The sequence below is a fragment of the Nevskia sp. genome (genome assembly GCF_051860985.1).
In the GTDB taxonomy this organism is placed as follows: Bacteria; Pseudomonadota; Gammaproteobacteria; order Nevskiales; family Nevskiaceae; genus Nevskia.
The window spans coordinates 51112-75390 of record NZ_JBIMKV010000015.1 but is presented as its reverse complement, the minus strand read 5'-3'; the positions used below and the strand labels follow the sequence as shown (position 1 = coordinate 75390).

Sequence of the window (24279 nt, the reverse complement as noted above, 5' to 3'; positions counted from 1 at the left end):
GAAAGTCTTGCGAGGCGCAGGTTCGGTGGGGGAAACGAAAAGGGAGCCTTGCGGCTCCCTTTTGCTCAGCTTGCCATCACAGCGGCGCAGCGGATGACCGATCAGGGATTCAGGTCGCCCATCTGGCCGGTGCCGCCATCGAGCCAGCGCTGGCGCTCGAGGTCGTTCTCGCCCGGGATCTGGCCCTGGGCGCCGGCGAAGCCGCCGCCGCCCAGCAGACCGCCGAGCAGGCCACCCAGCAGACCGCCGGTGGTGCCGCCGGTCGTGCCGCTGGTGGTCGCGCCCGGACCCGGGTCGCGGCTTTCGTCGTTCTTCGACACTTCGTAGATCAGGTAGCCGAGGCCGGCGACGCCGACGCCGAGCAGCGCCACGTCGAAGAACTCGATGCCGCCCGAGCCGCCGGCTGCCGGCGCGTCGCCGCCGCCTTCACCGTCGTTCTGCTTCATCGGCGGGCGGATGCGGGCCATGAACGGCACGCCGCCAACGGCGCCGACGCGGTTGCCGCGGGCATCGAAGTCGAGCTGCGCGAGCGGCGGCAGCGCGTTGCCGGTGGCCGACAGCAGGCGGTTGTCGTACGACATCCGCAGGCCGTAGTGCAGCGGCGAGAACGTGGCCTTGGTCGGGTTCGGATGGCCGAAATCGAGGCTGAGGTAGGCGTTCGCCGAGGGCTGCGTGCTGATTCCATCGTTCTGGCCGGCGATTGCGGTCCAGGTACCGGTGAGCAGCAGAGCGGCTCCCGAGATCACGGCGAGCTTGCGCATTGCATCCTTCTCCCTGTCTGGTTTGATTTGTGTGAGCGAGAAACGGAAGGCTCCTAGGCCATTCCGACCGGCGGACTATAGGTTTGCGGTCCGGGGGCTGCAAGTTTGTCGCGGCTGCGCTGCAGCTGCCGTGCGGTTCATGAAGGGAAGGCCGGAGCCGGATCCGCGTCGACGCTGTGCAGCGGCCCGACTGTGGTCGGCGCCTGGTCTAGACTTTCGGCCATGCAAGTCATCCCCGAAGCTGCCCTGAAACCCGGCGCCAGCGCCGACCTCATGCTGTCTGGCCCGGCCGGACGCCTCGAAGCCCTGATCGCCTCGCCGAAGGATCGGCTGCGCGGCGTCTGCGTGGTCTGTCACCCGCATCCGCTGTTCGGCGGCACGATGACCAACAAGGTCGTCTGGACGCTGTCGAACGCGGCGCTGAAGTGCGGCTTGCGCACGGTGCGCTTCAATTTTCGCGGGGTCGGCCGCAGCGAAGGGCTGTTCGACGACACGCTCGGCGAAACCGCCGACGCCTGCGCCGTGGCCGAACAGCTGCAGGCCACGGCGCCCGGTCTTCCGCTGGTCATGGCCGGCTTCTCGTTCGGCGGCCACGTGGCACTGAAGGCGGCGGCGCAGCTGGATACTGCGGCTCTCGTGACGATCGCACCGCCGATGGGCCGCTACCTGAAAACCACCGAACCGCCTGCCCATCCGGGTGTGCCCTGGCTGGCCGTGCACAGCGCCGACGACGATGTCGTGTCGTACGCCGAAACCCGGGCGGCGCTGGCGACCTACGACCCGCCGCCGCAGTTCGTCCATTTCGATGATGCCGGCCACTTCTTCCACGGCCGGCTCGGCGAGGTGGAAGCGGCGGTGCGCGACTTCCTCACGCCCTTGCTGGCCGCCCCCTGAGCAGGAGCCGTTCCCGGTGCTGAACCGTCTGAAGAACCTGCTGGCCGCGCCATCGGCGCCACAGCCGCCGTCCGAAGCCCTGTCGACCGCACTGCTGCTGCTGGAACTCGGGCGCGCCGATTTCTCGTTCGACGACATCGAAATGGCCCGCATCCGCGAGGTGCTGCAGGCGCACTTCGCGCTCGATGCGGCGGCGCTCGATGCGCTGCTGGACGAGGCCCGCAGCCGCGCCCGCGAATCGGTATCGCTGCATGCCTATGTCGGCACGCTCAACGAACGGCTCGATGCCGACGGCAAGCGGGCGCTGATCACCATGCTCTGGCAGGTGGCCTGGGCCGATGGCCGGGTCGACAAGTACGAAGAGCATCTGCTGCGCCGGCTCGTCGACCTGCTGTACATCCCGATGGCCGACTACATCCGCGCCCGCGAAGCCGTGGCGGCAGCGGCCGCAGCGCGCGACGAGCCCGGCGCGTGAGCTCGCAGGCGGCGGCGCCCGCGCTCCGTCGCCGGATCCGGCGGCTGGCCGACTGGCCGATCGCCGCCAAGCTCGGCCTCGGCTTCGGCCTGGTCACCGCGCTGCTGGTGATCAACGCCGCCTCGTTCTTCGTGATCCAGCACAACGAGGAAATCCAGCGCGACTGGACCGGCCACAGCTACGAAGTGATCGAGGCGCTGCGCGATCTCGAAGTGCAGACCCTCAACCAGCAGACCGGCGTGCGCGGCTTCCAGCTCACCGGCGATGCGGCGTTCCTGAAGCCGTACACCGATGGCAGCGAGGCCTACCGCACGGTGCTGCTGCGGCTGCGCGGGCTGGTGGTCGACAATCCGGCGCAGCAGACCCAGCTGGACCGCATCGATGCGGTGATGACCACCTGGAACCAGCAGATTGCCGAGCCGGTGATCGCGCTGGTCCGCAGCCAGGGACCCGGACCGGCCTCGGTGGCGCTGACCATCAAGGGCAAGGCCTATCGCGACGAGCTGCGGGCGATCATCGCCGAGACCCAGGTCACCGAACGCCTGCTGCTCGGCCAGCGCAGCGCCAGCCTGCGCGACAGCGTCGAACTGGCGCGCCGTCTGACCCTGCTGCTGCTGATCCTCGCGGTGCTGATCGCCGCCTACGCCATCCGCAAGGTGCGATCGCTGATCGCCGCGCCGATCGAGACGCTCACCGGCCTGATGACGCGGCTGGCCGACGGCGATCACACCATCGTCGTGCCCGACCAGCAGCGCGGCGACGAGATCGGCAACATTGCCCGCGCGCTCGCCGTGTTCAAGGGCATGGTCGTCGCCACCCACCGGCAGACCTGGGTCAAGACGGCGGTCGGCGAGATTGCGGCCGCGCTGCAGCAAGCGCGCGACGGCGGCGAATTCGCCCGCGTGCTGACCGATGCGCTGGCGCCCCGGCTGGGCGCCGTCGCGGCAGCGATGTACGGCCACGACGCCGGCGACCCGCGTCTGCAGTGCCTTGGCGGTCACGGCCTGCCGGCGGCATTCGCCGGCCGCCGCGACATCCGCGCCGACGACGGCCTGATCGGCCAGTGCCTGCGCAGCCTGAAGCCGCTGCAGATCCACCCGCTGCCGGCCGGCTATCTGAACATCGGCTCCGGCCTCGGTGCCGCCGCGCCGGCCGCCCTGCTGCTGCAGCCGCTGCTGCTCAAGGGGCAGCCGCTGGCGGTGCTGGAAATCGCTTCGTTCGCGCCATTCACCGACGAGCAGCAGCAGTTGCTGGACGAACTGCTGCCGATCGCCGCGCTGTCGTTCGACAACCTGCGCCGGGCGCTGCGCACCCAGGAACTGCTGGCCGAAACCCAGGCGCAATCCGAGGAGCTGCAGGCCTCGGAGGAATCGCTGCGCGTGCAGCAGGAAGAACTGCGCGCCACCAACGAGGCCCTGGAAGCCAAGACCCGCCTGCTGGAAGAACAGTCGACGCGGCTGCGCGCATCGGAAGAGGAGCTGCGGCTGCAGTCCGAGGAACTCAAGGTCACCAACGAATCGCTGGTCAATCGCGGCGCCACGCTGCAGGAACAGCAGCTGATCCTGCAGGAGCTGCAGCGGGAGACGCAGGACAAGGCCGATGCGCTGGCCCGGGCCAGTCAGTACAAGAGCGAGTTCCTGGCCAACATGTCGCACGAGCTGCGCACGCCGCTCAACAGCCTGCTGATCCTGTCGCGCAGCCTGGCCGACAACGACGACGGCCACCTGTCGCCGGACGAGGTGGAATCGGCCAACGTCATCCATGAAAGCGGCACCAAGCTGCTGCAGCTGATCAACGACATCCTCGACCTGTCCAAGGTCGAGGCCGGCAAGCTGGAAGTGGTGATCGATCCGCTGGAACTCGGCGCGCTGGCGCAGACGCTGCGCCGCAACTTCCGCCACGTGGCCCGCGACAAGGGCCTCGCGTTCGAGGTGCGCATCGACGACGGGCTGCCGGGCGTGATCCGCACCGATGGCAGCCGCCTGGAGCAGATCGCCAACAACCTGCTGGGCAACGCCTTCAAGTTCACCCGCAGCGGCAGCGTCGACGTGCAGATCGGCCGGCCGGCGCCAGCCCTTCCGCTGCCGCCGGGGCTGGCGCGCGAGCGCAGCATCGCGATCGCCGTCACCGACACCGGCATCGGCATCCCGGAAGACAAGTTCCACAAGCTGTTCCAGAACTTCCAGCAGATCGACGCCGGCACCAGCCGCCAGTTCGGCGGCACCGGGCTGGGCTTGTCGATCGCCCGCGGCATGGCCCGCCGGCTGGGTGGCGACATCGTCATGAGCAGCCAGTTCGGCAGCGGCAGCACGTTCACCGTGGTGATGCCGGAAACGCCGCCGGCCGAGCCCGCCAGCACCGACGACCGTCGCGCTGCGCCACCGGCCGGGCTGCTGCCGGAAGTGGCGCCGCCGGCGGCAGCGATCCCGCCTGCCGCTCATGCCGCCGCGCCGACACCGGCACAGACCCTGGGGCTGGCGCCGACGCCGACCATCGTCGATGACCGCGAGCTGATCCGCGACGGCGACACTACGATCCTGATCGTCGAGGACGATCCGGCGTTCGCGCGGATCCTGGCCGAGCTGATCCGCCGCCGGGGCTACCGGGTGCTGGCTGCCGGCGATGGCGAAACCGGCCTGCAGCTGGCGCGCGCATTCCGGCCGACCGGCGTACTGCTGGACGTCATGCTGCCCGGCATGGACGGCTGGGCGGTGATCGACCGGATGAAGGCTGATCCGTCGCTGTCGGGCATCCCGGTGCATTTCATCTCGGCTACCGACGACGCCGCGCGCGGGCTGGAAGCGGGCGCCATCGGTTTCCTGACCAAGCCGGTATCGAAGGCTGCGTTGCTGTCGGCCTTCGATCGACTGCTGCACCCGCAGGCCGACGCCTCCGCGCCGGCCCTGCGCCGCGTGCTGCTGATCGACGACGACGAGGCTTCGCGCCGCGCGATGCACACGCTGCTGCACGATGCCGGCGTCGAACTGGTCGACGCGGCCAGCGCCGAAGCGGGCCTCGACGAACTGGCGCGTGGCCGGATCGACGGCATCGTCCTCGACCTGGGCCTGCCCGGCATGTCCGGCCAGGAGTTCCTCGAGGCGGCATCGCGGCGCGGCACGCTGCCGCCGGTGGTGATCCATTCCGGGCGCGAGCTGTCGCGCGAGGAATCCCTGAGCTTGCGGCAGTACACCGATGCGATCGTCATCAAGGGTGCCCGCTCGCCGGAACGCCTGCTCGACGAGGTCAGCCTGTTCCTGCACTCGCTGAAGCCGGCAGCCGCGCCGCCGGTGCGCGAGGTCGACGCCAGCCTGAACGGCCGCACGGTGCTGATCGTCGATGACGACATGCGCAACATCTTCGCGCTGTCGAAAGCCCTGCGCGCCCGGGGCCTGAAGGTGCTGATGGCCCAGGACGGCCAGAAGGCGCTGCGCCAGATCGACGACAACCCGAGGATCGATCTGGTGCTGATGGACATCATGATGCCGGGCATGGACGGCTACGAAACCACCCGCGAGATCCGCACGCGGCCGGCGCTGCGGACGCTGCCGATCATCGCGCTGACCGCCAAGGCGATGCGCGGCGACCGCGAGAAATGCCTCGAGGCCGGCGCCAGCGATTACCTGTCGAAGCCGATCGACGTCGACAAGCTGCTGTCGATGATGCGGGTCTGGATGAGTGCGCGTGCGTAGCGAACATTGCTTGCCACGAGCGCGAATGACGGGCCATGGATGGTCAGGCCGATCTCTCCGAACGCGGCGACCGTCGCGCCGGGGATGGCCGCGCACCTTCGGCAGAACAAACGAGCACCGCTTGCGGCGCGGCTCGCCGCGCATGCAGGTGCCGACGGCAGGGGCGGATGCCGGATGCCGCTGAGCCGCCCTGCCGCCGACGACATCGAGCTGGAGCTGTTCATCCAGGCGCTGCAGCTGCGCCACGGCTACGACTTCAGCGGCTATGCCCGGGCCTCGCTGAAGCGGCGGGTGCAGGCGGTGGCGGCGGCGCGGCAATGCCGGACCATCGGCGAGCTGACCACCCGCGTGGTGCACGACGACAGCCTGCTGCCGGCGGTGATCGCCGGGCTGTCGGTGCCGGTGTCGGAGATGTTCCGCAATCCCTCGGTGTTCAAGGCGCTGGCGGCCGAGGTGCTGCCGGTGCTGGCTTCGTACCCGCACATCAACATCTGGCAGGCTGGCTGCGCCCGCGGCGAGGAGGTCTACACGCTGGCGATCCTGCTCGAGGAAGCCGGGCTCTACGCCCGCTGCCAGATCTACGCCACCGACTTCAACGACGCCGCGCTGGCGCAGGCGCAGGAAGGCATCTTTCCGCTCGCCGAGGCGCGCACCTGGTCGGCCAACTATCTCGCCGCCGGCGGCCAGCATTCGCTCGGCGATTACTGGCATGCCCGCTACGAACACCTGAAGCTCGACGAGCGGCTGAAGCGCAACATCACCTTCGCCAACCACAACCTGGTGGCCGATGGCGTGTTCTGCGAAGCGCAGCTGATCCTGTGCCGCAACGTGCTGATCTATTTCACCAACGCCCTGCAGGATCGGGTGCTCGGGCTGTTTCGCGACAGCCTGGTACGCGGCGGCTACCTGGTGCTGGGCAACAAGGAAAGCATCGCCTTCGCGCCCAGCGCTGCGGAATTCACCGAACTCGATGCCCAGGCCCGGATCTACCGGCTCGGGCCGGCGGCGGCCTGAGCGCCCGCGATGCCGGCGCCCAGCACGGCGGTCGTGATCGGCTGTTCCACCGGCGGCCTACAGGCGCTGTCGACCGTGCTGGCCGGCCTGCGCGGCGATCTCGGCGCGCCGGTGATCGTCGTTTGCCATCGCGGCCAGGACGATGACGGCGCACTGCTCGTCGAACTGCTGGCGCGGGCTTCGACGCTGCCGGTGCGCGAGGCGGTGGAACGGCAGCCGGCGGAAGCCGGCGTGGTGCATGTCGCGCCGCCGGGCTATCACCTGCTGGTCGATGCCGGCGGCTGCTTCATGCTGTCCGCTGATCCGCGCGTCCGCCACGTCCGTCCGTCCGTCGATGTGCTGTTCGAGGCGGCGGCCGATGTCTATGGCGATGGCCTGCTGGCCGTGGTACTGACCGGCGCCAACGACGACGGTGCCGACGGCCTGGCTGCCGTCCGCCGCGCCGGGGGCTACGCGCTGGTGCAGGAACCGGCCGAGGCCGTCGCGCCGCAGATGCCGCTGGCCGCGCTCGGGCGCGCCGGCGCCGACGCCGTGACCGGGCTTGTCAGCCTTGCCACCCGAATCAACGACCGCTGCCCATGACCGACCTCGACGCCCCGCCTGCCGGATCGCCGGCCCTGCCGAAGATCCTGATCGTCGACGACCATGCGCCGAACCGGCTGGCGCTGCGCCGGCTGCTGGCCCGCTCCGGCGCCGAGCTGATCGAGGCCGATTCCGGCAACCAGGCGCTGGCCGCCTGCCTCGATCACGACTTCGCGCTGATCCTGCTCGACGTCAACATGCCGGAGATGGACGGCTTCGAAGTCGCCGAACTGCTGGGCGACGACGAGGGCAGCCGCGACACACCGATCATCTTCATCAGCGCCGCCTACGACGACCTGCACCGGCTGCGCGGCTACGGCTCCGGCGCGGTGGACTACATCGCCAAGCCGGTCAACGAAACGATCCTGAAATCCAAGGTCGCCGTGTTCCTGGAGCTATACCGGCGCAAGTCGGAACTGCAGGACGCGCTGGAGCAGCTGTCGCAGCACATGCGGGCGCTGGAGCGCGAGGTGGCACTGCGCCGGGAAACCGAGAAACTTGCCTGGCACCGCGCCAGCCACGATGTGCTGACCGACCTGCCGAACCGCATGCTGTTCATGGATCGGCTCGACAGCGCCATCGAGCGCAGCCGCCGGCACCAGCGCAAGTTCGGCCTGGCCTACATCGACATCGATGGTTTCAAGCCGGTCAACGACACCCACGGCCATCCGGTCGGCGACGAACTGCTGAAAGCGATCGCCGACCGCTTGCGCGGGCTGCTGCGCACCGAGGACACCGTGGCGCGGCTCGGCGGCGACGAGTTCGCGGTGATTCTCGAAAGCCTCGATGAAGGCGAGGCGGCCGGCCTGCGGGTCTGCGAGGTGATCGTTCACGACCTGCGCCGCCCGTACCGGCTGGACAGCGCGCTCGGGCCGGTGACGGTGACCATCGGTGCCAGTGTCGGGCTGGCGATGTTCCCGCCGCACGGCGACAACCGCGAGCAGCTGATCCGCGCCGCCGATGAAGCGATGTACGCCGCCAAGCGCGCCGGCCGCAACCGCTGCCTGCTGGCCGTGCCGGGCTGAGGCTTTAAGTCAGCGCCTCAGCCCGGCAGGCGCAGCTTGTACAGCGCGATCTCGCAGAACAGGTTCGGCGCGATGCGGATGCTGGCGCCGGCGCGGTGGCTGCGGTCGAGCAGCGCGCGTTCCAGTACCTGCCAGCGCGATTCGCGGCACAGCGCATCGAAATCGGCCAGCGTGCACAGGTGGATGTTCTCGGTGTCGTACCAGTTCGCCGGCAGCGCTGGCGTGTGCGGCATGTGGCCGCCGAGCAGCGCCACGCGGACCCGCCAATGGCCGAAGTTCGGGAAGGTGACGATTACTTCGCGCCCCACCCGCAGCATTTCCGCCAGCACCTGGTCCGGCCGCACCAGCGCCTGCAGCGCCTGGGTCATCACCACGTAGTCGAACGAGCGGTCGGCAAACGCCGCCAGGCCGTCGTCGACGTCGGCCTGGATCACGTTGATGCCGGCGGCGACGCAGGCGGCGACGTTGTCGTCGTCGATCTCCAGCCCGTAGCCACGGACCTGCCGGGTGCGGGCCAGGTGCGCGAGCAGGGCGCCATCGCCGCAGCCGAGATCGAGTATCCGTGAGCCGGGCGCGATCCAGCCGGAAATCAGCTGCAGGTCGGGACGCAGCGGCGTGCTCATGAGGCGCTCTCCACCGCGACCCGGTCGAGGTAGTTGCGCAGCACCGCGTGGTACTGCGGGATCGGCATGAGGAAGTCGTCGTGGCCGAGCTGCGAATCGATCATCGCGTACGACACGTCGCGGCCGGCGGCGATCAGCGCATTGACGATTTCGCGCGAGCGGGCCGGGGAGAAGCGCCAGTCGACCGAGAAACTGATCACCAGGAAACGGGCGGTGGCGGTGCGGAAGGCGCCGGCCAGATCGTCGCCGTACTCGCGCGCCGGATCGAAGTAGTCCAGCGCCTTGGTCATCAGCAGGTAGGTGTTGCCGTCGAAGCGGTCGACGAAGGAATTGCCCTGGTGGCGCAGGTAACTTTCGACTTCGAACTCGACGTCGTAGTTGAAGTTGTACTGGCCATCGCCGTCGCGCAGCATGCGGCCGAAGCGGGCGCGCATCGCGGTGTCGGACAGGTAGGTGATGTGGCCGAGCATCCGCGCCAGCTTGAGCCCGCGTTCCGGTCGCACGCCGGCCTCGATATAGCGGCCGCCGTGGAAATCGGGATCAGACAGGATCGCCTGCCGGGCGATCTCGTTGAAGGCGATGTTCTGGGCCGAGATCCTGGGAGCTGCGGCGATCACCAGCGCGTGGCGCACGCGGTTCGGGCAATCGATCGTCCACTGCATGACCTGCATGCCGCCGAGGCTGCCGCCGATCACCGCTGCCCAGACGTCGATGCCCAGGTGGTCGGCCAGCAGCGCCTGCGATGCCACCCAGTCGCGCACGGTGACGATCGGGAAGTCCGGCCCCCACAGCGCGCCGGTTTCCGGGTTGATCGTCGTCGGGCCGGTCGAGCCGCGACAGCCGCCGAGGTTGTTCAGGCAGACGACGAAGAACTTGTTGGTGTCGATCGGCTTGCCAGGGCCGATCGCCGAATCCCACCAGCCGGGCTTGCGGTCGTCGGCGGAATGGAAGCCGGCGGCGTGATGGTCGCCGGACAGCGCGTGGCAGATCAGCACGGCGTTGGAGCGCGCCGCGTTGAGCGTGCCGTAGGTTTCCACCATCAGCTCGAAGCCCGGCAGCACGCGGCCGCAGGCCAGCAGCAGCGGCGTGGCGATGGCGATCCTGCGGGGCGTGACGACGCCGACCGAATCCGCAGCCACGGCCATCAGTGGAACAGGCCCAGCAGCGCGCGCATCCAAGTGTCCAGCGCCTGGAACAGGATCATTACCGGGATCGGCGACAGGTCCAGGCCGGCGACCAGCGGAATCACCCGGCGCACCGGCTTCAGCACCGGCTCGGTCAGGCTCCACAGCACGTTGGCTGCCGGGTTCGACACGCCCGGCCCGACCCAGGACAGGATCGTCACCACCAGCAGACTCAAGGTGAAGATGCGCAGGCCGAGGCTGATCACCTTCAGCGCCGCCAGCCCGGCGATGGTCGACAACGCCAGCGACTGGCCGTACAGGCTGGCGACGATCCAGATGTCGAGCAGCGCCACCACCGCCAGCACCAGCACGGCCGGCGTGTCGATATTGCGGATGCGCGGCACGAAGCGCACCAGCGGCATCGTCACCGGCTGGGTGACCTTCCAGATCAGCTGGGAGATCGGGTTGTAGAAGTTGGCCTTGACCAGCTGCAGCAGCACGCGCAGCAGGAACGCACAGATCACCAGATCCAGCAGGGTGGTGAACAGGCTGTAGATGACGTTGATGATGGCGCGGTCCTCGTCGGATCGTGGGTCAGATCGTGGCGGCGAGTTCGTCGCCGAGCTGCGCGCCCCGGCGGTCGGCAGCCTGCAGCGCGTCGCCAAGGATGCGGCGGAATCCGGCCGCTTCAAGGCTTTCCAGCGCCGCCTGCGTGGTGCCGCCCTTCGAGGTCACCTGCGCCCGCAGCGTGGCGACGTCGGTCCCGGTGCCCTCGGCCATCTTCGCGGCACCGATGAAGGTCTGCAGCGCCAGCGCCTTCGCATCGGCCGGCGTCAGGCCCAGCGCCACGCCGGCCTCGGCCATCGCTTCGGTCAGCAGGAAGAAGTACGCCGGGCCGCTGCCGGAGACGGCGGTCACCGCATCCATCAGCTGTTCGGTGTCGACCCAGCAGACCTGGCCGGCCGCCTTCAGCACCGTTTCCGCCTGCATCCGCGCACGCGGTGCCGCACCTTCGGAGGCATGCAGACCGGTGATGCCGGCGCCGAACAGCGCCGGCGTGTTCGGCATTGCGCGAACGATCGCGCCGCTCCAGCCGCCGGTGCCGATCAGCGCCCGGAGACTCGCGATGCGGACGCCGGCGCAGATCGAGATCAGCGTGGCGTCGACGGACAGCGCGAGCCCGCGGATCGCGTCCGCGACCTGCTGCGGCTTGGTCGCCAGCACGATGATGTCGGCACCGCCGACGGCGGCCGCGTTGTCGGTGGCGATGACCAGCCCGAAGCGGGCCTGCAGCGCGGCGGCGCGGTCGGCATCCGGCTCGGAGACACGGATCGAGGCGGCCGGATGGCCGGCCGCGACGAGGCCGCCGATCAGGCTGGCAGCCATGTTGCCGCCGCCGATGAAGGCGATGGTGTCGGCGGCCGCGGCAGGCGCGGGCGCAGGGGAGGGCGTCTGGGACATCGGGCTCGCGGGGGAAGGGCACGAAAGAGCGGACGGTATGATACGCGACCCCCGACCCCGATCCGCCCGTCTCCCGCTGGTGTCCGGCCGCGATCCAAGCCGCACCCGGGCGCCGTCTGGCCCCTCGTCATCCAGAGCTTCGAACGCCGTGACCGATTCCGCCGCGCCCGCGTCTCCGCCTTCCGCCGCCAAGTCCGGCCGTTTCGACCGCGAGCGCCTGCTCGCCGACTACAGGGCACGCATCGAACGCGCCCGGGTCTACGACGTGGCGATCGTCTCGGCGCTGGAATTCGCCCCGAAGCTGTCGGCCCGGCTGGCCAACAAGCTGTGGCTGAAGCGCGAGGACACCCAGAGCGTCCGCTCGTTCAAGCTTCGCGGCGCCTACAACAAGATCGTCCAGCTGCCGGATGCGGCGCGCGCGCGCGGCGTCATCTGCGCCAGTGCCGGCAACCACGCCCAGGGCGTGGCGCTGGCCGGCAAACGGCTGGGCATCCCGGCCTGGATCGTGATGCCGCGCACCACGCCTTCGGTGAAGGTCGATTCGGTGCGTGCGCTCGGCGGCAAGATCGTGCTGCATGGCGATGCCTTCGACGATGCCGCCGCCCATGCCGCCGAGCTGGCCGAGACCAAGGGCCTGACCATGATTCCGCCGTACGACGATGCCGATGTCATCGCCGGCCAGGGCACGGTGGCCAAGGAAATTCTCGAGCAGATCGGCGACGGCCCCTGCGATGCGATCTTCGTCTGCACCGGCGGCGGCGGCCTGCTGGCCGGCATCGCCGCCTGGGTGAAGAGCGTGCGCCCCGGCATCAAGGTGATCAGCGTCGAGCCGGACGATTCCGACTGCATGGCGCAGGCGCTGGAAGCCGGCCGCCGGGTCAAGCTGCCGCAGGTCGGCCTGTTCGCCGATGGCGTTGCCGTGCGCCAGGCGGGCGCGGAGCCGTTCAAGGTCTGCAAGGACACCGTCGACGCCTGCCTGCGGGTGTCGGCCGACGAGATCTGCGCGGCGATCCGCGATGTCTTCGCCGAAAACCGCAGCCTGCCCGAGCCGGCCGGCGCGCTGGCTGTTGCCGGCATCAAGAAGTGGGTTGCCGAGACTGGCGATACCGGCAAGACCTTCGTCGCCACGATCAGCGGCGCCAACCTGAATTTCGACCGCCTGCGCCACATCGCCGAGCGCGCCGAGCTGGGCGACGGCCGTGAGACGCTGCTCGCGGTGACCATTCCCGAAAAGCCCGGCAGCTTCCGCAAGTTCCTGAAGCTGCTCGGCCGCCGCGCGATCACCGAATTCAACTACCGCTACGGCTCGGCCGCCGAGGCTCACGTGTTCGCCGGCGTGCATTTCGATGACCGCGCGGCGCGCGACGCGACCATCGAGGCGCTGCGCGGCGAGGGCATGGCGGTCGCCGATCTGACCGACGACGAGATGGCCAAGGTCCATATCCGCTACATGGTCGGTGGCCGCGCGCCGGGACTTGCCGACGAGCGCCTGTTCCGCTTCGAGTTCCCGGAACGGCCAGGCGCGCTGGCCGATTTCCTGTCGGCGATCGGCGCGCGCTGGAACATCTCGCTGTTCCACTACCGCAACCACGGCGCCGCTTATGGCCGCGTGCTGTGCGGCCTGCAGGTGCCGAAGAAGGAACGCAGCGAATGCCGCCGCGCGCTCGACGCGCTCGGCTACGAGTACCACGACGAAAGCGAGAACCCGGCCTACCGGCTGTTCATTGCCGGCGGTTGACGACTGGATTCAGGGCGCGGCGGGCGGCTGACGGGCGGCCCGCCGCAGCACGGTCATTCCAGCGCCAGGATGTGCTCCCAGTGCTCCTTTCGCACCGGAATGATCGACAGCCGGTTGCCCTTCATCAGCAGCTGGAAGCCGGGCAGCTCGGCCTCGCGGGCCTTCAGCTCGGCGAGGGAAATCGTCCGCTTGAGCTTGCGCTTGAACTTGACGTCGACCAGCAGCCAGCGCGGCTCGTCGGGCTTGGCGGTTGGGTCGTAGTGTTCGTGATCCTTGATGAACTGGGTCGGATCGGGATAGGCGGTGGAGGCGATCGTCGCGAGGCCGACGATGCCGGGAATCTCGCAGTTGGAGTGGTAGAAGAACACGCCGTCGCCGACCTTCATGCCGTCGCGCATGAAGTTGCGTGCCTGGTAGTTGCGCACGCCGTCCCAGGCTTCGGTCTTGTTCGGGCGGCCGGCAAGATCGTCGATCGAGAAGCAGTCCGGTTCGGACTTCATCAGCCAGTAGTTCATCGTCAGGTTCGGGGTTTCGGGAATCGGGTCCAGCCGCGTTCGGTGACCACGGCGTCGAGGCGGACATCGAAGGCTTCCATCGGCAGCGCCTCGACCGCCTGGGCGGCGTAAGCGTAGCCGATGCGCTGCGGCCGCCGGCCGACGCGCGGCGCCGCCAGTGCGCGGTCGTAGTAGCCGCCACCGTTGCCGAGCCGGCCACCGTCGGCATCGAAGCCAAGCAGCGGCACCAGGATCAGATCGAAGTGACGCGCGCCGTGCATCGGCCGCCGCGTCACCGGTTCCGGTAGCCGCAACGGGCCGCTGCGGCGCAGGGCGGTCCCGGCGTGGAACGGCACGAAACGCATCCGCCAGTTGCGCAGCGTGACCGGCACCGACAGGCGATGGCCGGCGCGCAGCAGCGCCCGGCGCAGCGGCAGTGTCGAGAGTTCGGAATGCACCGACAGGTAGATGGCGATCCGGCAGCGGCGCGGCAGGCGCTGGACCAGTGCCCGTGCGGCGAGCCGTGCCGCCTTGCGGCGCTCGGCTTCAGGAAGGCGGCTGCGGCGGCTGCGCAGAACGCGCCGCAGCGCTGACTTCTGCGCTGCGGAGGAAAGTGGAAAGGTGTCTCCCGCCTGTGCCGTCATCCGTCTTCGACCTTGAGACGGAGGTCTCAAGTGGGCACCGCACAATACATTCGGGCTTCCCGCTACGGGGCGGGCCTGCACACCCTGCGTCGTTATGGTTCCCGTTGCTGTGAATTAGGCTCAAGGGTTCCTGACGAACATCGAACACCGCAGGAGACACGCGGCAAACATTAGCACGAACCGCCTTGTTTCAAGGCCGGCGGACGCTGCCTTCAGTCGGCCGAATCGAGCGTCTGGTCGATATCGAAGGCCATCTGCTGAAGCTTGTCGACGACTTCCTGGTCGGGCCGTGACAGCGCCGGATCGCCCTTCAGCGCCAGCAGCTCGCGGGCCAGGTTCAGCGCCGTCATCACGGCGATGCGCTCGGCGCCGAGCGCCTTGCCGCGCCGGCGGATCGCGGTCATCCGCTCGTTGAGATAGTCGGCCGATGCCACCAGGCCCTCATGCTCGTCCGGCGGGCAGGTCACCGTGTATTCGCGCGACATGATGCGCACCGTCACGGTTCTCAGGTCCGGCTTGTCGGCGTCGCGGCTCATCGGGCTGGCTCCAGGCTCAGACGTTCGGATCGGCTTCCAGCAGCCGGATACGCTCGACCACCGCCTCGATGCGCCGCTTCAGTTCGGCGTTCAGCGCCAGCAGGCGGTCGCGTTCCTGGATCGCCCGCTTGCGCTCCAGACGCTCCTGGCGGAAGGCGGCGATCAGTCGCTGCACGCGTTCATCGAGATGGGCGACTTCGCTGTGGAGCATGGGCGTACGGTGATGGACGGCGAAAAGTATAACGCGGGCCTGTCTGTCGACAGGCCCGCGTCATGACCGCGAACCGCGTTGCGGATTCGTAAGCGGCCCGCTTACGGCTCCAGGATCACGAAGAACGCGCCCTGGCCGCGCAGCACCTGCAGCAGCAGCTGGCCTTCCTTCTGGGCCGCCAGCCGCTCGAACTCGGCGACGGTGGCGACCGGGCGGCGGTTGACGCTCAGCACGATGTCGTTCGGGCGCAGGCCGTTCTTGGCGGCCACCGAGCGCGGGTCGACCTGGGTGATCATCACGCCCTTCACGCCGGCGGTCTTCGCGGCTTCCGCCGCCGGGCCGGCGAGCGGGCCGAAGGTCGCGCCCTTCAGCGCCGGGTGCAGCGTGTCGGCGGCGGCGGTGCGCTCGTTGTCGGTGTTCTTGCCGACGGTCACGGTCACATCCTTCTGCTTGCCGTCACGCAGGATCTTGAGGTTGACCTTGTCGCCGACCCGCAGCAGGCCAACCAGGTAGCGCAGCTGGCCGAAATCCTTGATCGCCTTGCCATTGGCTTCGATGACGATGTCGCCATCCTGCAGGCCACCCTTGGCCGCCGGCGAGTCCGGCACCACCTTGCCGATCAGCGCGCCCTTGCCGCCCGGCACGTTGAAGGCCTTGGCCAGTTCCGGCGTCAGTTCCTGGCCGCCCTGGATGCCGATGCGGCCGCGCACGACGCTGCCGTTCTCGATCAGCTGCGTCATCACGCTCTTGACCAGGTTGGTCGGGATCGCGAAGCCGATGCCGATGTTGCCGCCGGAGCGCGACAGGATCTGGCTGTTGATGCCGATCAGCTCGCCTCTGAGGTTGATCAGCGCGCCGCCCGAGTTGCCAGGGTTGATCGAGGCGTCGGTCTGGATGAAGTCTTCGTAGCCTTCGCCGAGGCCCTGGCGGCCGAGGCCGGAGACGATGCCCGAGGTCACCGTCTGGCGCAGGCCGAACGGCGAGCCGATGGCGACCACGAAATCGCCCACTTCAAGCTTGTCGGAATCCGAGATCACCAGCGCGGTGAGGTTCTTCGGCTCGATCTTCAGCACCGCCAGATCGGTGTCCGGATCGGTGCCGACCAGCTTGGCGTCGAGTTCGCGGTCGTCGCTCAGGCGCACCTTGATGGTTTCGGCGTCGGCGACCACGTGGTTGTTGGTGATCACGTAGCCCTTGGCGGCGTCGACGATCACGCCGGAGCCGATGCCCTGCGGCGCTTCACGCGGCTGCTGTTGCTGCTGGTTTTCCGGCACATCGAAGAAGCGGCGGAAGAACGGATCGTTGAGCAGCGGGTTCTGCTGCTGCGGCTGGGCCTTGCCGATCACCGCGATATTGACGACGGCCGGCAGCACGCCCTTCAGCATCGGCGCCAGCGACGGAATCTGGCCGGTGGCCGTCGGTGCGGCGAGCAGGCTGGTCGGCACGTCGGCGTGCAGCGGCGCCGGGGCGGTGGTCGACAGGCTCAAGGTGGCGACCGTGGCCAGCACACCGGCAACGCTGGCCACCGCTGCTGTTTTCATGAAAGCGCGAAGGTTCATCATGACTGTCCTGGAAGGTTCCGTTCTGTTGGTCGTTCGGGGGGAACGTGGCGGTGTGACCGTGGCGTACGCGGCAAGTTTCACCTGCGTTTCACGGTATTTTCGTCCTACTGCGGCGGATTCAAGCGCGAGGCATCGAGCCCCGGCATCGCCTGCATCCGCGCTGCCGGTCGCCATGCCGCACGCAGTCCGGCGCCGGCCAGCCGGGTCAGCGAGCCGATCAGCTGCTCGCGCAGGCCGCGCTTGACCCGGAAGTGGATTTCGTAGATCTCGCGCTGCTTGACGGCGTCGAGCAGCAGGTCGTCGCTGGTCTGCAGGCGGTCGACGAGCCCCAGCGCCAGCGCCTGCGTGCCGTACCAGTGTTCGCCGGTGGCGACGCGGTCGATCGCCAGCTGCTGGCGATGGTCGGCGACGAACGATTTGAACAACACGTGGATCTCGTCCAGCTCCTGCTTGAACTTGGCGCGCGCGGCGTCGGTGTTTTCGCCGAACATCGTCAAGGTGCGCTTGTACTCGCCGGCGGTATGCAGTTCGACGTCGATGGCGTTCTTGTCGAGCAGGCGGTGGAAGTTCGGCATCTGCGCCACCACGCCGATCGAGCCGATCACCGCGAACGGCGCGGCGACGATCTCGTCGGCGACGCAGGCCATCATGTAGCCGCCGCTGGCGGCGACCTTGTCGATCGACACCACCAGCCGCAGCCCGCGATCGCGGATGCGCTTGAGCTGCGAGGCCGCCAGACCGTAGGCGTGGACGATGCCGCCGCCGCTGTCGAGCCGCACCAGCACGGCGTCGTCGGGACGGGCGACCTGCAGCAGCGCGCTGATTTCCTCGCGCAATGCGCCGACCTGCGAGGCCTCGATGTCGCCATCGAAATCGAGCACGAACAGGCGCGGCTTCGGCGCGGGTGCTTCGCCGCGCTTGGCGGCCTTGCGTTCCGCCTTCGCTTCCGCCTTGCGCTGCTTGGCCAGCGCCTTGTGTTCGTCGTCGTCGAGCAGGTCGAGGTTCAGCACCTCGGCCATGTCCTTGTAGCGTTCATTCAGATGTTTGACTTCCAGCCGCTCGCCGACCTGGCCGCGGCTCTCGCGGACCACGTTGGCGACCAGCGCGACCACCGCCACGATGGCAACGACCCAGGTCAGGGTCTTGGCGAGGAACAGGCCGTACTGCAGCAGCAGATCTTGCATGGCGTTTCCAGACGCTTGGTTTAAGGAGAACCGGCGGTCACGCGAACGGCGTCAGGCGGGCGGCGACCGGGCAGGCGAGGCGCACCGCCATTTTTCGTCCACTGGGAATGGGGACGATGATCGCGCATTCAATGAAGGGGCATTCGGACGAAGGTTGGGCGCGGCGGCTGCCGGCCGGGCACTGATAAAGTGTCGTCATGAACGAACCCGCCCGACGACTGCTGCCGCTGCACGCCAAGGTTTCCAGCGCGCTGACCCGTGAGGCGCGTTACGAAGGCGCGCTGCCGGTGGCGCGACTCGAACGCCTGCGCGCGGTGACCGCCGATGCCGACGGCAGCCTGCAGGTCGAACTGCAGCTGCTGCGCGACAAGACCCGGGTGCCGAAGCTGGAAGGCCGCGTTCGCGGCGAGCTGTCGATGATCTGCCAGCGCTGCCTGCAGCCGTTCCGCTGGCCGCTTGATGCCGCCATCGACCTGCGTCTGGTGTTCAACGAAGAAGAAGAGAGCCGGGTGCTGAAGGATTCCGAGCCGCTGCTGATCGAAGACGACCAGCTGCCGTTCCACGCCGTGGTCGAGGAAGAGGTGCTGCTGGCGCTGCCGTACGCGCCGCGCTGCGATCGCGACGACTGCGAACCGGGCTGATCGGCGGGCGCAGAATTTTCCTGCCTTTTTCCAGGCAATCAGGGTAGACTGCGCGCCCCTGGGCGTACCCTGAGCCCACCGGAGTTCCCCATGGCAGTCGCAAAATCAAAGAAATCCCGTTCCCGCCGCGGCATGCGCCGCGCCCACGATGCCCTGAGCGCGCCGACCCTTTCGGTCGATTCGACCTCGGGTGAGACGCATCTCCGCCATCACGTCACCGCCGACGGTTTCTACCGCGGCAAGCGCGTGATCGAGCTGAAGACGGCTGAAGTCGCTGACGAAGCCTGAGCTTCGCTGGCAGCGCGCTGAACGGACCTCTCCGCTTCCGCCCGCTGCCCCGGCGCAGTCATGACGGCGCCTGTCCTGCTGGCCCTTGACGCGATGAGCGGTGACCACGGTCACCGTATCGTCGTGGACGCGGCGCTGAGGGCACTGGACGAACACCCGCAGCTGAGCCTGATCCTCGTCGGCGACGAGGCAGTCTTGGCGCGCGAGCTGGCGGCCCACCGGCGCAGCCAGGAATCCCGCATCCGCCTCCAGCACGCGACCCAGGTCGTGGCGATGGACGAGTTGCCGTCGAAGGCGCTGCGCGGCAAGAAGGATTCGTCGATGCGGGTCGCCGTCGACCTGGTCAAGTCGGGCCAGGCGCAGGCAGCGGTGTCGGCCGGCAACACCGGCGCGCTGATGGCGATCGCCAAATTCGTGCTCAAGACGCTGCCGGGCATCGACCGGCCGGCAATCATCTCGCCGATGCCGACGGTCAGCGGCGCCACCCATGTGCTGGATCTCGGGGCCAATGCCTCGTGTTCGGCCGAGCAGCTCTTCCAGTTCGCGGTCATGGGCTCGGCGCTGGTCACGGCGCTGCATGGCGTCGAGCGGCCCAAGGTCGCCTTGCTGAACATCGGCGAGGAAGAGATCAAGGGCAACGAGATCATCAAGCAGGCGGCGGTGCTGATTGCCGGTTCGAAACTGCATTACACCGGCTTCATCGAAGGCGATGGCATCTTCCTGCATCCGGTCGACGTGGTGGTCTGCGACGGCTTCGTTGGCAATGTCGCGCTGAAGGCCGGCGAGGGCGTGGCCAAGCTGGTCACCCATTTCATGCGCGAGGAATTCACTCGCGACTGGCTGACCAAGGCCGTGGCGCTGATCGCCCGCTCGGTGCTGCGCCAGCTGGCCCGGCGCATGGACCCGCGCCGCTACAACGGCGCCAGCCTGGTCGGCCTCAACGGCACGGTGATCAAGAGCCACGGCGGCGCCGATGCGCTGGCCTTCGCCAATGCCATCGAAGTTGCGCTGCGGGCGGTGCAGAACAATGTGCCGGCCCGCATCGCCTCGCTCCTGGCCGAATCGCTGGGCGCGCCGCCGACGACATCCGCGGCCGTCTAGGCGCGCACCGTGAACCGCTTCCGCGCCAACCCCCGGCTGCTGGCGCCGCTGCTGGCCGGCATGGCGATGCTTGGCCCGTTCTCGATCGACGCCTTCTTCCCGGCGTTTCCGACCATGGAAGCCGAGTTCGCGGTGACCCGGGTGGCGATGCAGCAGAGCTTGAGCGTCTATCTGCTGTCGTTCGCAGCGATGTCGCTGGTCCACGGACCGCTGTCCGATGCCTACGGCCGGCGCGGCGTGATTCTCTGGTCGATGCTGCTGTTCGCAGTGGCCTGCGCCGGCTGCGCGCTGGCCGATTCCTACCGGATGCTGCTGGCGTTCCGCGCCATGCAGGGCGTCTGCGCCGGCGCCGGCATGATCGTCGGCCGGGCGATGATCCGCGACCGCCACGATGGTGCCGATGCCCAGCGGCTGATGTCGCAGGTCAGCTTCATCTTCGGCTTCGCGCCGGCCGTGGCGCCGATCATCGGCGGTCTGGTACTCGGGCTGGCCGGCTGGCGGGCGATCTTCTGGCTGCTGGGCGGCTTCACCTTAGCGCTGGTCGTGGCCTCGCTGGCGGCGCTGCCGGAAACCCATCCGCGCGAGCGCCGCACCCGTTTCGCGCTGCGGCCGCTGCTGCGCACCTACCGCAGCGTGCTCGGCGATCGCCGCTTCCTGCTGCTCGGCTTCGCCGCCAGCCTGAATTTCGGCGCGCTGTTCATCTATATCGCCTCGGCGCCGTCGGTGGTGCTGGACCTGCTGAAGCTGTCGGAAACCCAGTTCGCGTGGCTGTTCGTGCCGGTGATCGCCGGGATGATGCTCGGCTCGGCGACCTCCGCGCGGATGGCCGGCCGGATGAGCCCGCTGCGCACGGTCCGCGTCGGCTTCAGCCTGATGGCGATCGGCACGCTGCTGAACCTGGCCGGCAGCATCGGCCTGCGGCCGCAGGTGCCGTGGTTCGTGCTGCCGGTCGGCCTCATCGGCACCGGCGTGACCCTGGCCTTCCCGACGCTGACCCTGCTGATGCTCGACCGCTTCCCGGCCGTTCGCGGCGCGGCCGCCTCGGTGCAGGCCACCATCAGCCTCGGCGTCTCGGCGCTGGTGTCCGGCCTGGTCGCGCCGCTGGTCGATGCCTCGCCGGTGCTGCTGGCCTCGGCGGCAGCGGCGATGACGGTGACCGGCTACCTGCTGTGGACCGGCTACCGGCGGATCACGCCGGACATCGGCCCGCAGGTGCTGTCGGCGGCGCTGGAACCGGCGGTGGCACCGACGCCGTCATCGGCGCACGTCCAGCGCTGAGACGGGCGCTGCGTCGCCGCGCCGGCTCAGTCGCCGCTGAGCAGCAGTTGTCCGTTTAGCGTTGCCGAGCGGCTGCCGTCGGCGCTGCGCAACGGGGTGCCGATCAGCGATAGCGTCCTGCCACCCCGCAGGTCCGGAGGTGAAAAGCTGGCGCCGGCACAGGCGGCAGCGGCGCAACGCAGCGTGTCACCGGCCGCCGCGTCTGACATTTCGACGCTGCGGATGCGGCCGTCCCGATCGGTGCGCAGCCTGATCACGCCGCCGTCGACGTTGCTGAAGCTGTACACCGGCATGCCGTCTTCGCCCTGCGCATAACCATTGCCGCCGTAAGCGCAGAAACGCGTGTAGCTGTTGTCGCTGAAATTCAGGGTGACGCCGGTATCGCAGACGGCGCCGACATTGCCCAGCGCGCCGAGTCGCGCCGTGAGGGTCACCGGTCCGTCCTGCGCGCCATCGTCGACCGGCGCTTCCCGCGCCAGCCGCGTGCCGTCGAGCGTGATCTCCTGCCGGCCGTTGAAATCGGGCCTGCCGAAGCTCAGGCCCGAACAGGCCTCGGCATCGCAGCCGTATTCCGGGCTGCGATGGCCATACTCCACGCGAACGGTGGCGCCGGCCGTGGTGTCGATCAGCAGGTAGGCATCGCGCCCCAGCGAAAACCGGTAGCGGCGCCGGTTGCCGGTCTGGCTGGCCAGCGCCGAATCGGCACAGTGGTGCTCGGTCTTGCCGGCAGATGAGGTGAGCCGTACCTCGCCCTCGCGGCAGGCCTGATCCGGGTCTGGCGGCCCGGCCGGCAGCGTCGGCGCTGGTGCTGGCAACGGCGCCGCCGCTGGCCTTGCGGTCGCTGCGGTCGTCGGGGGCGCAGCCCCCCCGACGGCCGTCAGCGGTTCCGGCGCCGCCGTCCACCAACGAAACGCCGCGACCAGCACGGCAACGGCCAGCAGGGCCGCAACGGTCGATCGCTTCATGGTGGCGTCGGCCTGCGCGTTCGCTGGACGATCAGGGCCGCAGGCCGCTGACCGGCACCAGGAACCGACACTGGCCTTCCTCGCCCCCCTGACGGACGCCGATGGTGTTGGCGACCGCGGTGGTCCTCGGCGGTGTGGTCAGGCGCGCTGCGACGAAATACCAGGCCGAGGTGGCGACGCTGGTGCCGTCCGGATCATCGAAGTTGATGTCGCTGCGGAAGCTGACGTAGTCGTTGTTGCGCGCCGGGTTCAGGCCTTCCGGCGAGCCCGGGTACTGATTGAGTCCTTGCGCAGTGCGGCCGGCCAGCCAGATGCCTTCGTCGGCGCCGTCGAGCCGGTAGGCGATCGAGGTGGCGACGCCGTTGAAGCCGAGGCGGCCGAGGTCGTTGACCTCGAAGAAGTCCGGATCTTCCGCGCCGCAGGTGGCCAGCGGCGGCTGCCAGCGGCGGTTGTTCAGCGTGATGCGGATGCCGAACACGTAGTCGGTGCTGGTGCCGCGCCGCCAGATGCGGTCATCGAGCCGGCCGATCTCGGTGCCGTTGGCGATCACTGCCTGACTGTTGTTCGACGCATACAGCGCCCAGGTATTGCCGCCGAGGCCCGGGAAGGTGCGGACGCCGTTGGTGGTCGTCGGGAAGGCGCCGGTGACCTGGCAGACACCGGCGGTCGGATTGCGATTGGACTCGGTGCCCTGACAGACCTTCAGCACCGGCGTGCCGGCGGTGGTCAGCACTTCAAAGCCGGCGAACGACGGTGCCGCCGCCAGGCTCAGCCCGAGACCCGCGCCGAGGTTCAGCAAACTGCGCACATGCTGTTTCATGACATCTCTCCTGTTGCAGGACGGAAGTCGACCAGGCTCCGGATGAGCGGCCACCCTTTCCGTCGGTAATCGAATGCAGGCTTGGCACTGCGGCCTCGCGGTCGGCAACGGCTGCCGTCGCCGATCGGCCCGCCGCAGCCGCTACCGCTGCCGGGCAGAATCCTCAATCCGGCTTCATGGCTTCAGGCCGTTGAGGTTCACCGAGAACTGGCACTGGCCTTCCTCGCCGCCCTGCCGGAGCCGGATGGCGTTGGCGACGGCGCTGCTGCTCGGCGGGGTCGACAGGATCACGCGGACGAACATCCACGAGGAATTGGCATTGCTCTGGGAATCCGGATCGTCGATGTTGACGTCGGTGCGGAAGTCGACCCAGTCGTTGGCGCGCGTCGGACTCAGGCCGTCCGGGGAACCGGCGTACTGGTTCAGCCCCTGACTGGTCCGTCCGGAAAACCAGGCGCCTTCTTCGGCCGTGCCCTGGCGATAGGCGATCTGCAGGCCGGTCAGGCCGCTGAAGCCGTTGCGGAACATGTCGTTGACTTCGAAGTAGTCCGGCGTGGTGACGGCACAGGCCGGCGAAGGCGGCGTCCACAGCGTGTTGACCATCTGCAGCCGGAAGCCGAACACGTATTCGGTGGTGCTGCCGCGACGCCAGATCCGGTCATCCAGGTTGCCGATCGTGGTGCCGTTGGCGATCACGGCCTGGTTGTTGTTGGTCGCGTAGACCGCCCAGTTGCTGCCGCTCAGGCCCGGGAAGGTGCCGGTGCCGCTGCCGGTCGGAAAATTGCCGGTGACCTTGCAGACGCCGGTGGTCGGATTGCGGTTCGCTTCGGTGCCCTGACACAGCTTGAGCACCGTGGTGCCGCTGTCGGTGATCGTTTCGAAGGCCGCCTGCGCCGGCATTGCCGCCGCAGCCAGGCCGATGCCCGTCAGCGCCAGTCTGGCGCCCAACCCTTGCTGGTTCGTCATCGTCTTCTCCTCGTTTCACGCTCAGGTCTGTCGACGCCGTTCTGGATGAACGGCATCCGCCGTTGGGAAGCTCTTTCAGGATTCATTGGCCGAGCTGGTACGAAACGCCGCCGAAGAACCCGCGCGGCGCACCGGGACCGACAAAGGTGGTGTTCTGGTGTTCGTTCGAGTTGTAGTTGTAGCCACCGGGGCCGATCGCGCCG

The 24279-nt window shown here is 68.7% G+C and carries 26 protein-coding genes and 1 other RNA gene; 11 read left to right on the top strand and 16 right to left on the bottom strand.

The window, feature by feature from the left end; genetic code table 11:
• Window positions 1-101: 101 nt before the first annotated feature.
• Complete coding sequence (locus ACTIGJ_RS14945; protein ID WP_439641125.1) at window positions 102-761, bottom strand: hypothetical protein; 660 nt, start codon at window positions 759-761, stop codon at window positions 102-104.
• Between the two features lie 222 nt (window positions 762-983).
• Here ACTIGJ_RS14945 and ACTIGJ_RS14940 point away from each other — a divergent pair, with 222 nt between their 5' ends.
• The 6 genes from ACTIGJ_RS14940 (at window position 984) to ACTIGJ_RS14915 (ending at window position 8440) form a co-directional block, all read left to right on the top strand.
• Window positions 984-1655, top strand: a complete 672-nt coding sequence (locus tag ACTIGJ_RS14940; RefSeq protein WP_439641124.1) for an alpha/beta hydrolase — start codon at window positions 984-986, stop codon at window positions 1653-1655.
• 16 nt (window positions 1656-1671) lie between these two features.
• The gene (locus tag ACTIGJ_RS14935) at window positions 1672-2130 is read left to right on the top strand and encodes a TerB family tellurite resistance protein (protein WP_439641123.1); all 459 of its coding nucleotides are present in this window, start codon (window positions 1672-1674) and stop codon (window positions 2128-2130) included.
• A complete protein-coding gene (locus ACTIGJ_RS14930) occupies window positions 2127-5819 on the top strand; it encodes a response regulator (protein WP_439641122.1) in 3693 nt (1230 codons plus the stop codon). Before ACTIGJ_RS14935 ends, ACTIGJ_RS14930 begins: the two co-directional genes overlap by 4 nt.
• A gap of 174 nt (window positions 5820-5993) precedes the next feature.
• Window positions 5994-6833 carry a CheR family methyltransferase gene (locus ACTIGJ_RS14925; protein ID WP_439641121.1) on the top strand — a complete coding sequence of 280 codons (840 nt, stop codon included), beginning with the start codon at window positions 5994-5996 and terminating at the stop codon, window positions 6831-6833.
• Between the two features lie 9 nt (window positions 6834-6842).
• On the top strand, window positions 6843-7415 hold the full coding sequence (locus tag ACTIGJ_RS14920) for a chemotaxis protein CheB (protein WP_439641120.1): 573 nt from the start codon (window positions 6843-6845) through the stop codon (window positions 7413-7415).
• Complete coding sequence (locus tag ACTIGJ_RS14915; RefSeq protein ID WP_439641119.1) at window positions 7412-8440, top strand: diguanylate cyclase domain-containing protein; 1029 nt, start codon at window positions 7412-7414, stop codon at window positions 8438-8440. Before ACTIGJ_RS14920 ends, ACTIGJ_RS14915 begins: the two co-directional genes overlap by 4 nt.
• Window positions 8441-8457: 17 nt before the next feature.
• On the opposite strand, the gene metW is transcribed toward ACTIGJ_RS14915, so the two are convergent.
• From metW to proC, 4 genes are read right to left on the bottom strand one after another with little or no spacing between them, the layout of a single operon-like run.
• Window positions 8458-9063, bottom strand: coding sequence for a methionine biosynthesis protein MetW (gene metW / locus ACTIGJ_RS14910; RefSeq protein ID WP_439641118.1), 606 nt, complete (start codon window positions 9061-9063; stop codon window positions 8458-8460).
• Window positions 9060-10208, bottom strand: coding sequence for a homoserine O-succinyltransferase MetX (gene metX / locus ACTIGJ_RS14905; protein ID WP_439641117.1), 1149 nt, complete (start codon window positions 10206-10208; stop codon window positions 9060-9062). The genes metW and metX overlap by 4 nt, the downstream gene beginning before the upstream one ends.
• Complete coding sequence (locus ACTIGJ_RS14900; protein ID WP_439641116.1) at window positions 10208-10852, bottom strand: YggT family protein; 645 nt, start codon at window positions 10850-10852, stop codon at window positions 10208-10210. The genes metX and ACTIGJ_RS14900 overlap by 1 nt, the downstream gene beginning before the upstream one ends.
• Window positions 10782-11648, bottom strand: coding sequence for a pyrroline-5-carboxylate reductase (proC, locus tag ACTIGJ_RS14895; protein WP_439641115.1), 867 nt, complete (start codon window positions 11646-11648; stop codon window positions 10782-10784). Before proC ends, ACTIGJ_RS14900 begins: the two co-directional genes overlap by 71 nt.
• A gap of 148 nt (window positions 11649-11796) precedes the next feature.
• Between proC and ilvA the strand changes: the two genes are divergently transcribed.
• The gene (gene ilvA / locus ACTIGJ_RS14890) at window positions 11797-13386 is read left to right on the top strand and encodes a threonine ammonia-lyase, biosynthetic (protein WP_439641114.1); all 1590 of its coding nucleotides are present in this window, start codon (window positions 11797-11799) and stop codon (window positions 13384-13386) included.
• A 53-nt stretch (window positions 13387-13439) separates the two neighbouring features.
• Here the strand turns inward: ilvA and ACTIGJ_RS14885 are convergent, their stop codons facing one another.
• The 8 genes from ACTIGJ_RS14885 to ACTIGJ_RS14850 all read right to left on the bottom strand — a co-directional run bounded on the left by ACTIGJ_RS14885 (window position 13440) and on the right by ACTIGJ_RS14850 (window position 18216).
• A complete protein-coding gene (locus ACTIGJ_RS14885; protein ID WP_439641113.1) occupies window positions 13440-13901 on the bottom strand; it encodes an EVE domain-containing protein in 462 nt (153 codons plus the stop codon).
• A 2-nt stretch (window positions 13902-13903) separates the two neighbouring features.
• Window positions 13904-14455, bottom strand: coding sequence for a 5-formyltetrahydrofolate cyclo-ligase (locus tag ACTIGJ_RS14880; protein ID WP_439641159.1), 552 nt, complete (start codon window positions 14453-14455; stop codon window positions 13904-13906).
• A gap of 46 nt (window positions 14456-14501) precedes the next feature.
• Window positions 14502-14683, bottom strand: a non-coding RNA gene (gene ssrS / locus ACTIGJ_RS14875) — 6S RNA.
• A 53-nt stretch (window positions 14684-14736) separates the two neighbouring features.
• Window positions 14737-15060: a cell division protein ZapA gene (locus tag ACTIGJ_RS14870; RefSeq protein WP_439641112.1), complete on the bottom strand. Its 324-nt coding sequence runs from the start codon at window positions 15058-15060 to the stop codon at window positions 14737-14739.
• A 16-nt stretch (window positions 15061-15076) separates the two neighbouring features.
• Window positions 15077-15271: a hypothetical protein gene (locus tag ACTIGJ_RS14865; protein WP_439641111.1), complete on the bottom strand. Its 195-nt coding sequence runs from the start codon at window positions 15269-15271 to the stop codon at window positions 15077-15079.
• 101 nt (window positions 15272-15372) lie between these two features.
• The gene (locus tag ACTIGJ_RS14860) at window positions 15373-16830 is read right to left on the bottom strand and encodes a DegQ family serine endoprotease (RefSeq protein ID WP_439641110.1); all 1458 of its coding nucleotides are present in this window, start codon (window positions 16828-16830) and stop codon (window positions 15373-15375) included.
• A 107-nt stretch (window positions 16831-16937) separates the two neighbouring features.
• Window positions 16938-18017 carry a protease SohB gene (sohB, locus tag ACTIGJ_RS14855; RefSeq protein WP_439641109.1) on the bottom strand — a complete coding sequence of 360 codons (1080 nt, stop codon included), beginning with the start codon at window positions 18015-18017 and terminating at the stop codon, window positions 16938-16940.
• A 37-nt stretch (window positions 18018-18054) separates the two neighbouring features.
• Window positions 18055-18216: a hypothetical protein gene (locus tag ACTIGJ_RS14850; protein WP_439641108.1), complete on the bottom strand. Its 162-nt coding sequence runs from the start codon at window positions 18214-18216 to the stop codon at window positions 18055-18057.
• Here ACTIGJ_RS14850 and ACTIGJ_RS14845 point away from each other — a divergent pair.
• From ACTIGJ_RS14845 to ACTIGJ_RS14830, 4 genes are all read left to right on the top strand, one after another.
• A complete protein-coding gene (locus ACTIGJ_RS14845) occupies window positions 18215-18658 on the top strand; it encodes a YceD family protein (RefSeq protein ID WP_439641107.1) in 444 nt (147 codons plus the stop codon). The genes ACTIGJ_RS14850 and ACTIGJ_RS14845 overlap by 2 nt on opposite strands.
• A 90-nt stretch (window positions 18659-18748) precedes the next feature.
• On the top strand, window positions 18749-18946 hold the full coding sequence (rpmF, locus tag ACTIGJ_RS14840) for a 50S ribosomal protein L32 (protein WP_439641106.1): 198 nt from the start codon (window positions 18749-18751) through the stop codon (window positions 18944-18946).
• 60 nt (window positions 18947-19006) lie between these two features.
• Window positions 19007-20047 (top strand): phosphate acyltransferase PlsX, encoded by a 1041-nt coding sequence (plsX, locus tag ACTIGJ_RS14835; protein WP_439641105.1) that lies wholly within the window; start codon window positions 19007-19009, stop codon window positions 20045-20047.
• A 9-nt stretch (window positions 20048-20056) separates the two neighbouring features.
• Window positions 20057-21325: a multidrug effflux MFS transporter gene (locus ACTIGJ_RS14830; RefSeq protein WP_439641104.1), complete on the top strand. Its 1269-nt coding sequence runs from the start codon at window positions 20057-20059 to the stop codon at window positions 21323-21325.
• A 26-nt stretch (window positions 21326-21351) separates the two neighbouring features.
• On the opposite strand, the gene ACTIGJ_RS14825 is transcribed toward ACTIGJ_RS14830, so the two are convergent.
• The 3 genes from ACTIGJ_RS14825 to ACTIGJ_RS14815 form a co-directional block, all read right to left on the bottom strand.
• On the bottom strand, window positions 21352-22290 hold the full coding sequence (locus tag ACTIGJ_RS14825) for a hypothetical protein (RefSeq protein ID WP_439641103.1): 939 nt from the start codon (window positions 22288-22290) through the stop codon (window positions 21352-21354).
• A gap of 31 nt (window positions 22291-22321) precedes the next feature.
• Window positions 22322-23110 (bottom strand): hypothetical protein, encoded by a 789-nt coding sequence (locus ACTIGJ_RS14820; RefSeq protein WP_439641102.1) that lies wholly within the window; start codon window positions 23108-23110, stop codon window positions 22322-22324.
• A 174-nt stretch (window positions 23111-23284) separates the two neighbouring features.
• Window positions 23285-24076 carry a hypothetical protein gene (locus ACTIGJ_RS14815; protein WP_439641101.1) on the bottom strand — a complete coding sequence of 264 codons (792 nt, stop codon included), beginning with the start codon at window positions 24074-24076 and terminating at the stop codon, window positions 23285-23287.
• Window positions 24077-24279 lie beyond the last annotated feature (203 nt).

Coding starts and splice junctions, on each gene's coding strand:
- metW (WP_439641118.1), bottom strand. CDS start 9,063: ATGAGCACGCCGCTGCGTCCCGACCTGCAGCTGATTTCCGGCTGGATC.
- ACTIGJ_RS14820 (WP_439641102.1), bottom strand. CDS start 23,110: ATGAAACAGCATGTGCGCAGTTTGCTGAACCTCGGCGCGGGTCTCGGG.
- sohB (WP_439641109.1), bottom strand. CDS start 18,017: ATGCAAGATCTGCTGCTGCAGTACGGCCTGTTCCTCGCCAAGACCCTG.
- ACTIGJ_RS14885 (WP_439641113.1), bottom strand. CDS start 13,901: ATGAACTACTGGCTGATGAAGTCCGAACCGGACTGCTTCTCGATCGAC.
- ACTIGJ_RS14945 (WP_439641125.1), bottom strand. CDS start 761: ATGCGCAAGCTCGCCGTGATCTCGGGAGCCGCTCTGCTGCTCACCGGT.
- ACTIGJ_RS14870 (WP_439641112.1), bottom strand. CDS start 15,060: ATGAGCCGCGACGCCGACAAGCCGGACCTGAGAACCGTGACGGTGCGC.
- ACTIGJ_RS14845 (WP_439641107.1), top strand. CDS start 18,215: ATGAACGAACCCGCCCGACGACTGCTGCCGCTGCACGCCAAGGTTTCC.
- proC (WP_439641115.1), bottom strand. CDS start 11,648: ATGTCCCAGACGCCCTCCCCTGCGCCCGCGCCTGCCGCGGCCGCCGAC.
- metX (WP_439641117.1), bottom strand. CDS start 10,208: ATGGCCGTGGCTGCGGATTCGGTCGGCGTCGTCACGCCCCGCAGGATC.
- ACTIGJ_RS14850 (WP_439641108.1), bottom strand. CDS start 18,216: ATGACGACACTTTATCAGTGCCCGGCCGGCAGCCGCCGCGCCCAACCT.
- ACTIGJ_RS14825 (WP_439641103.1), bottom strand. CDS start 22,290: ATGAAGCGATCGACCGTTGCGGCCCTGCTGGCCGTTGCCGTGCTGGTC.
- ACTIGJ_RS14860 (WP_439641110.1), bottom strand. CDS start 16,830: ATGAACCTTCGCGCTTTCATGAAAACAGCAGCGGTGGCCAGCGTTGCC.
- ACTIGJ_RS14915 (WP_439641119.1), top strand. CDS start 7,412: ATGACCGACCTCGACGCCCCGCCTGCCGGATCGCCGGCCCTGCCGAAG.
- ACTIGJ_RS14920 (WP_439641120.1), top strand. CDS start 6,843: ATGCCGGCGCCCAGCACGGCGGTCGTGATCGGCTGTTCCACCGGCGGC.
- plsX (WP_439641105.1), top strand. CDS start 19,007: ATGACGGCGCCTGTCCTGCTGGCCCTTGACGCGATGAGCGGTGACCAC.
- rpmF (WP_439641106.1), top strand. CDS start 18,749: ATGGCAGTCGCAAAATCAAAGAAATCCCGTTCCCGCCGCGGCATGCGC.
- ACTIGJ_RS14940 (WP_439641124.1), top strand. CDS start 984: ATGCAAGTCATCCCCGAAGCTGCCCTGAAACCCGGCGCCAGCGCCGAC.
- ACTIGJ_RS14865 (WP_439641111.1), bottom strand. CDS start 15,271: ATGCTCCACAGCGAAGTCGCCCATCTCGATGAACGCGTGCAGCGACTG.
- ACTIGJ_RS14925 (WP_439641121.1), top strand. CDS start 5,994: ATGCCGCTGAGCCGCCCTGCCGCCGACGACATCGAGCTGGAGCTGTTC.
- ACTIGJ_RS14815 (WP_439641101.1), bottom strand. CDS start 24,076: ATGACGAACCAGCAAGGGTTGGGCGCCAGACTGGCGCTGACGGGCATC.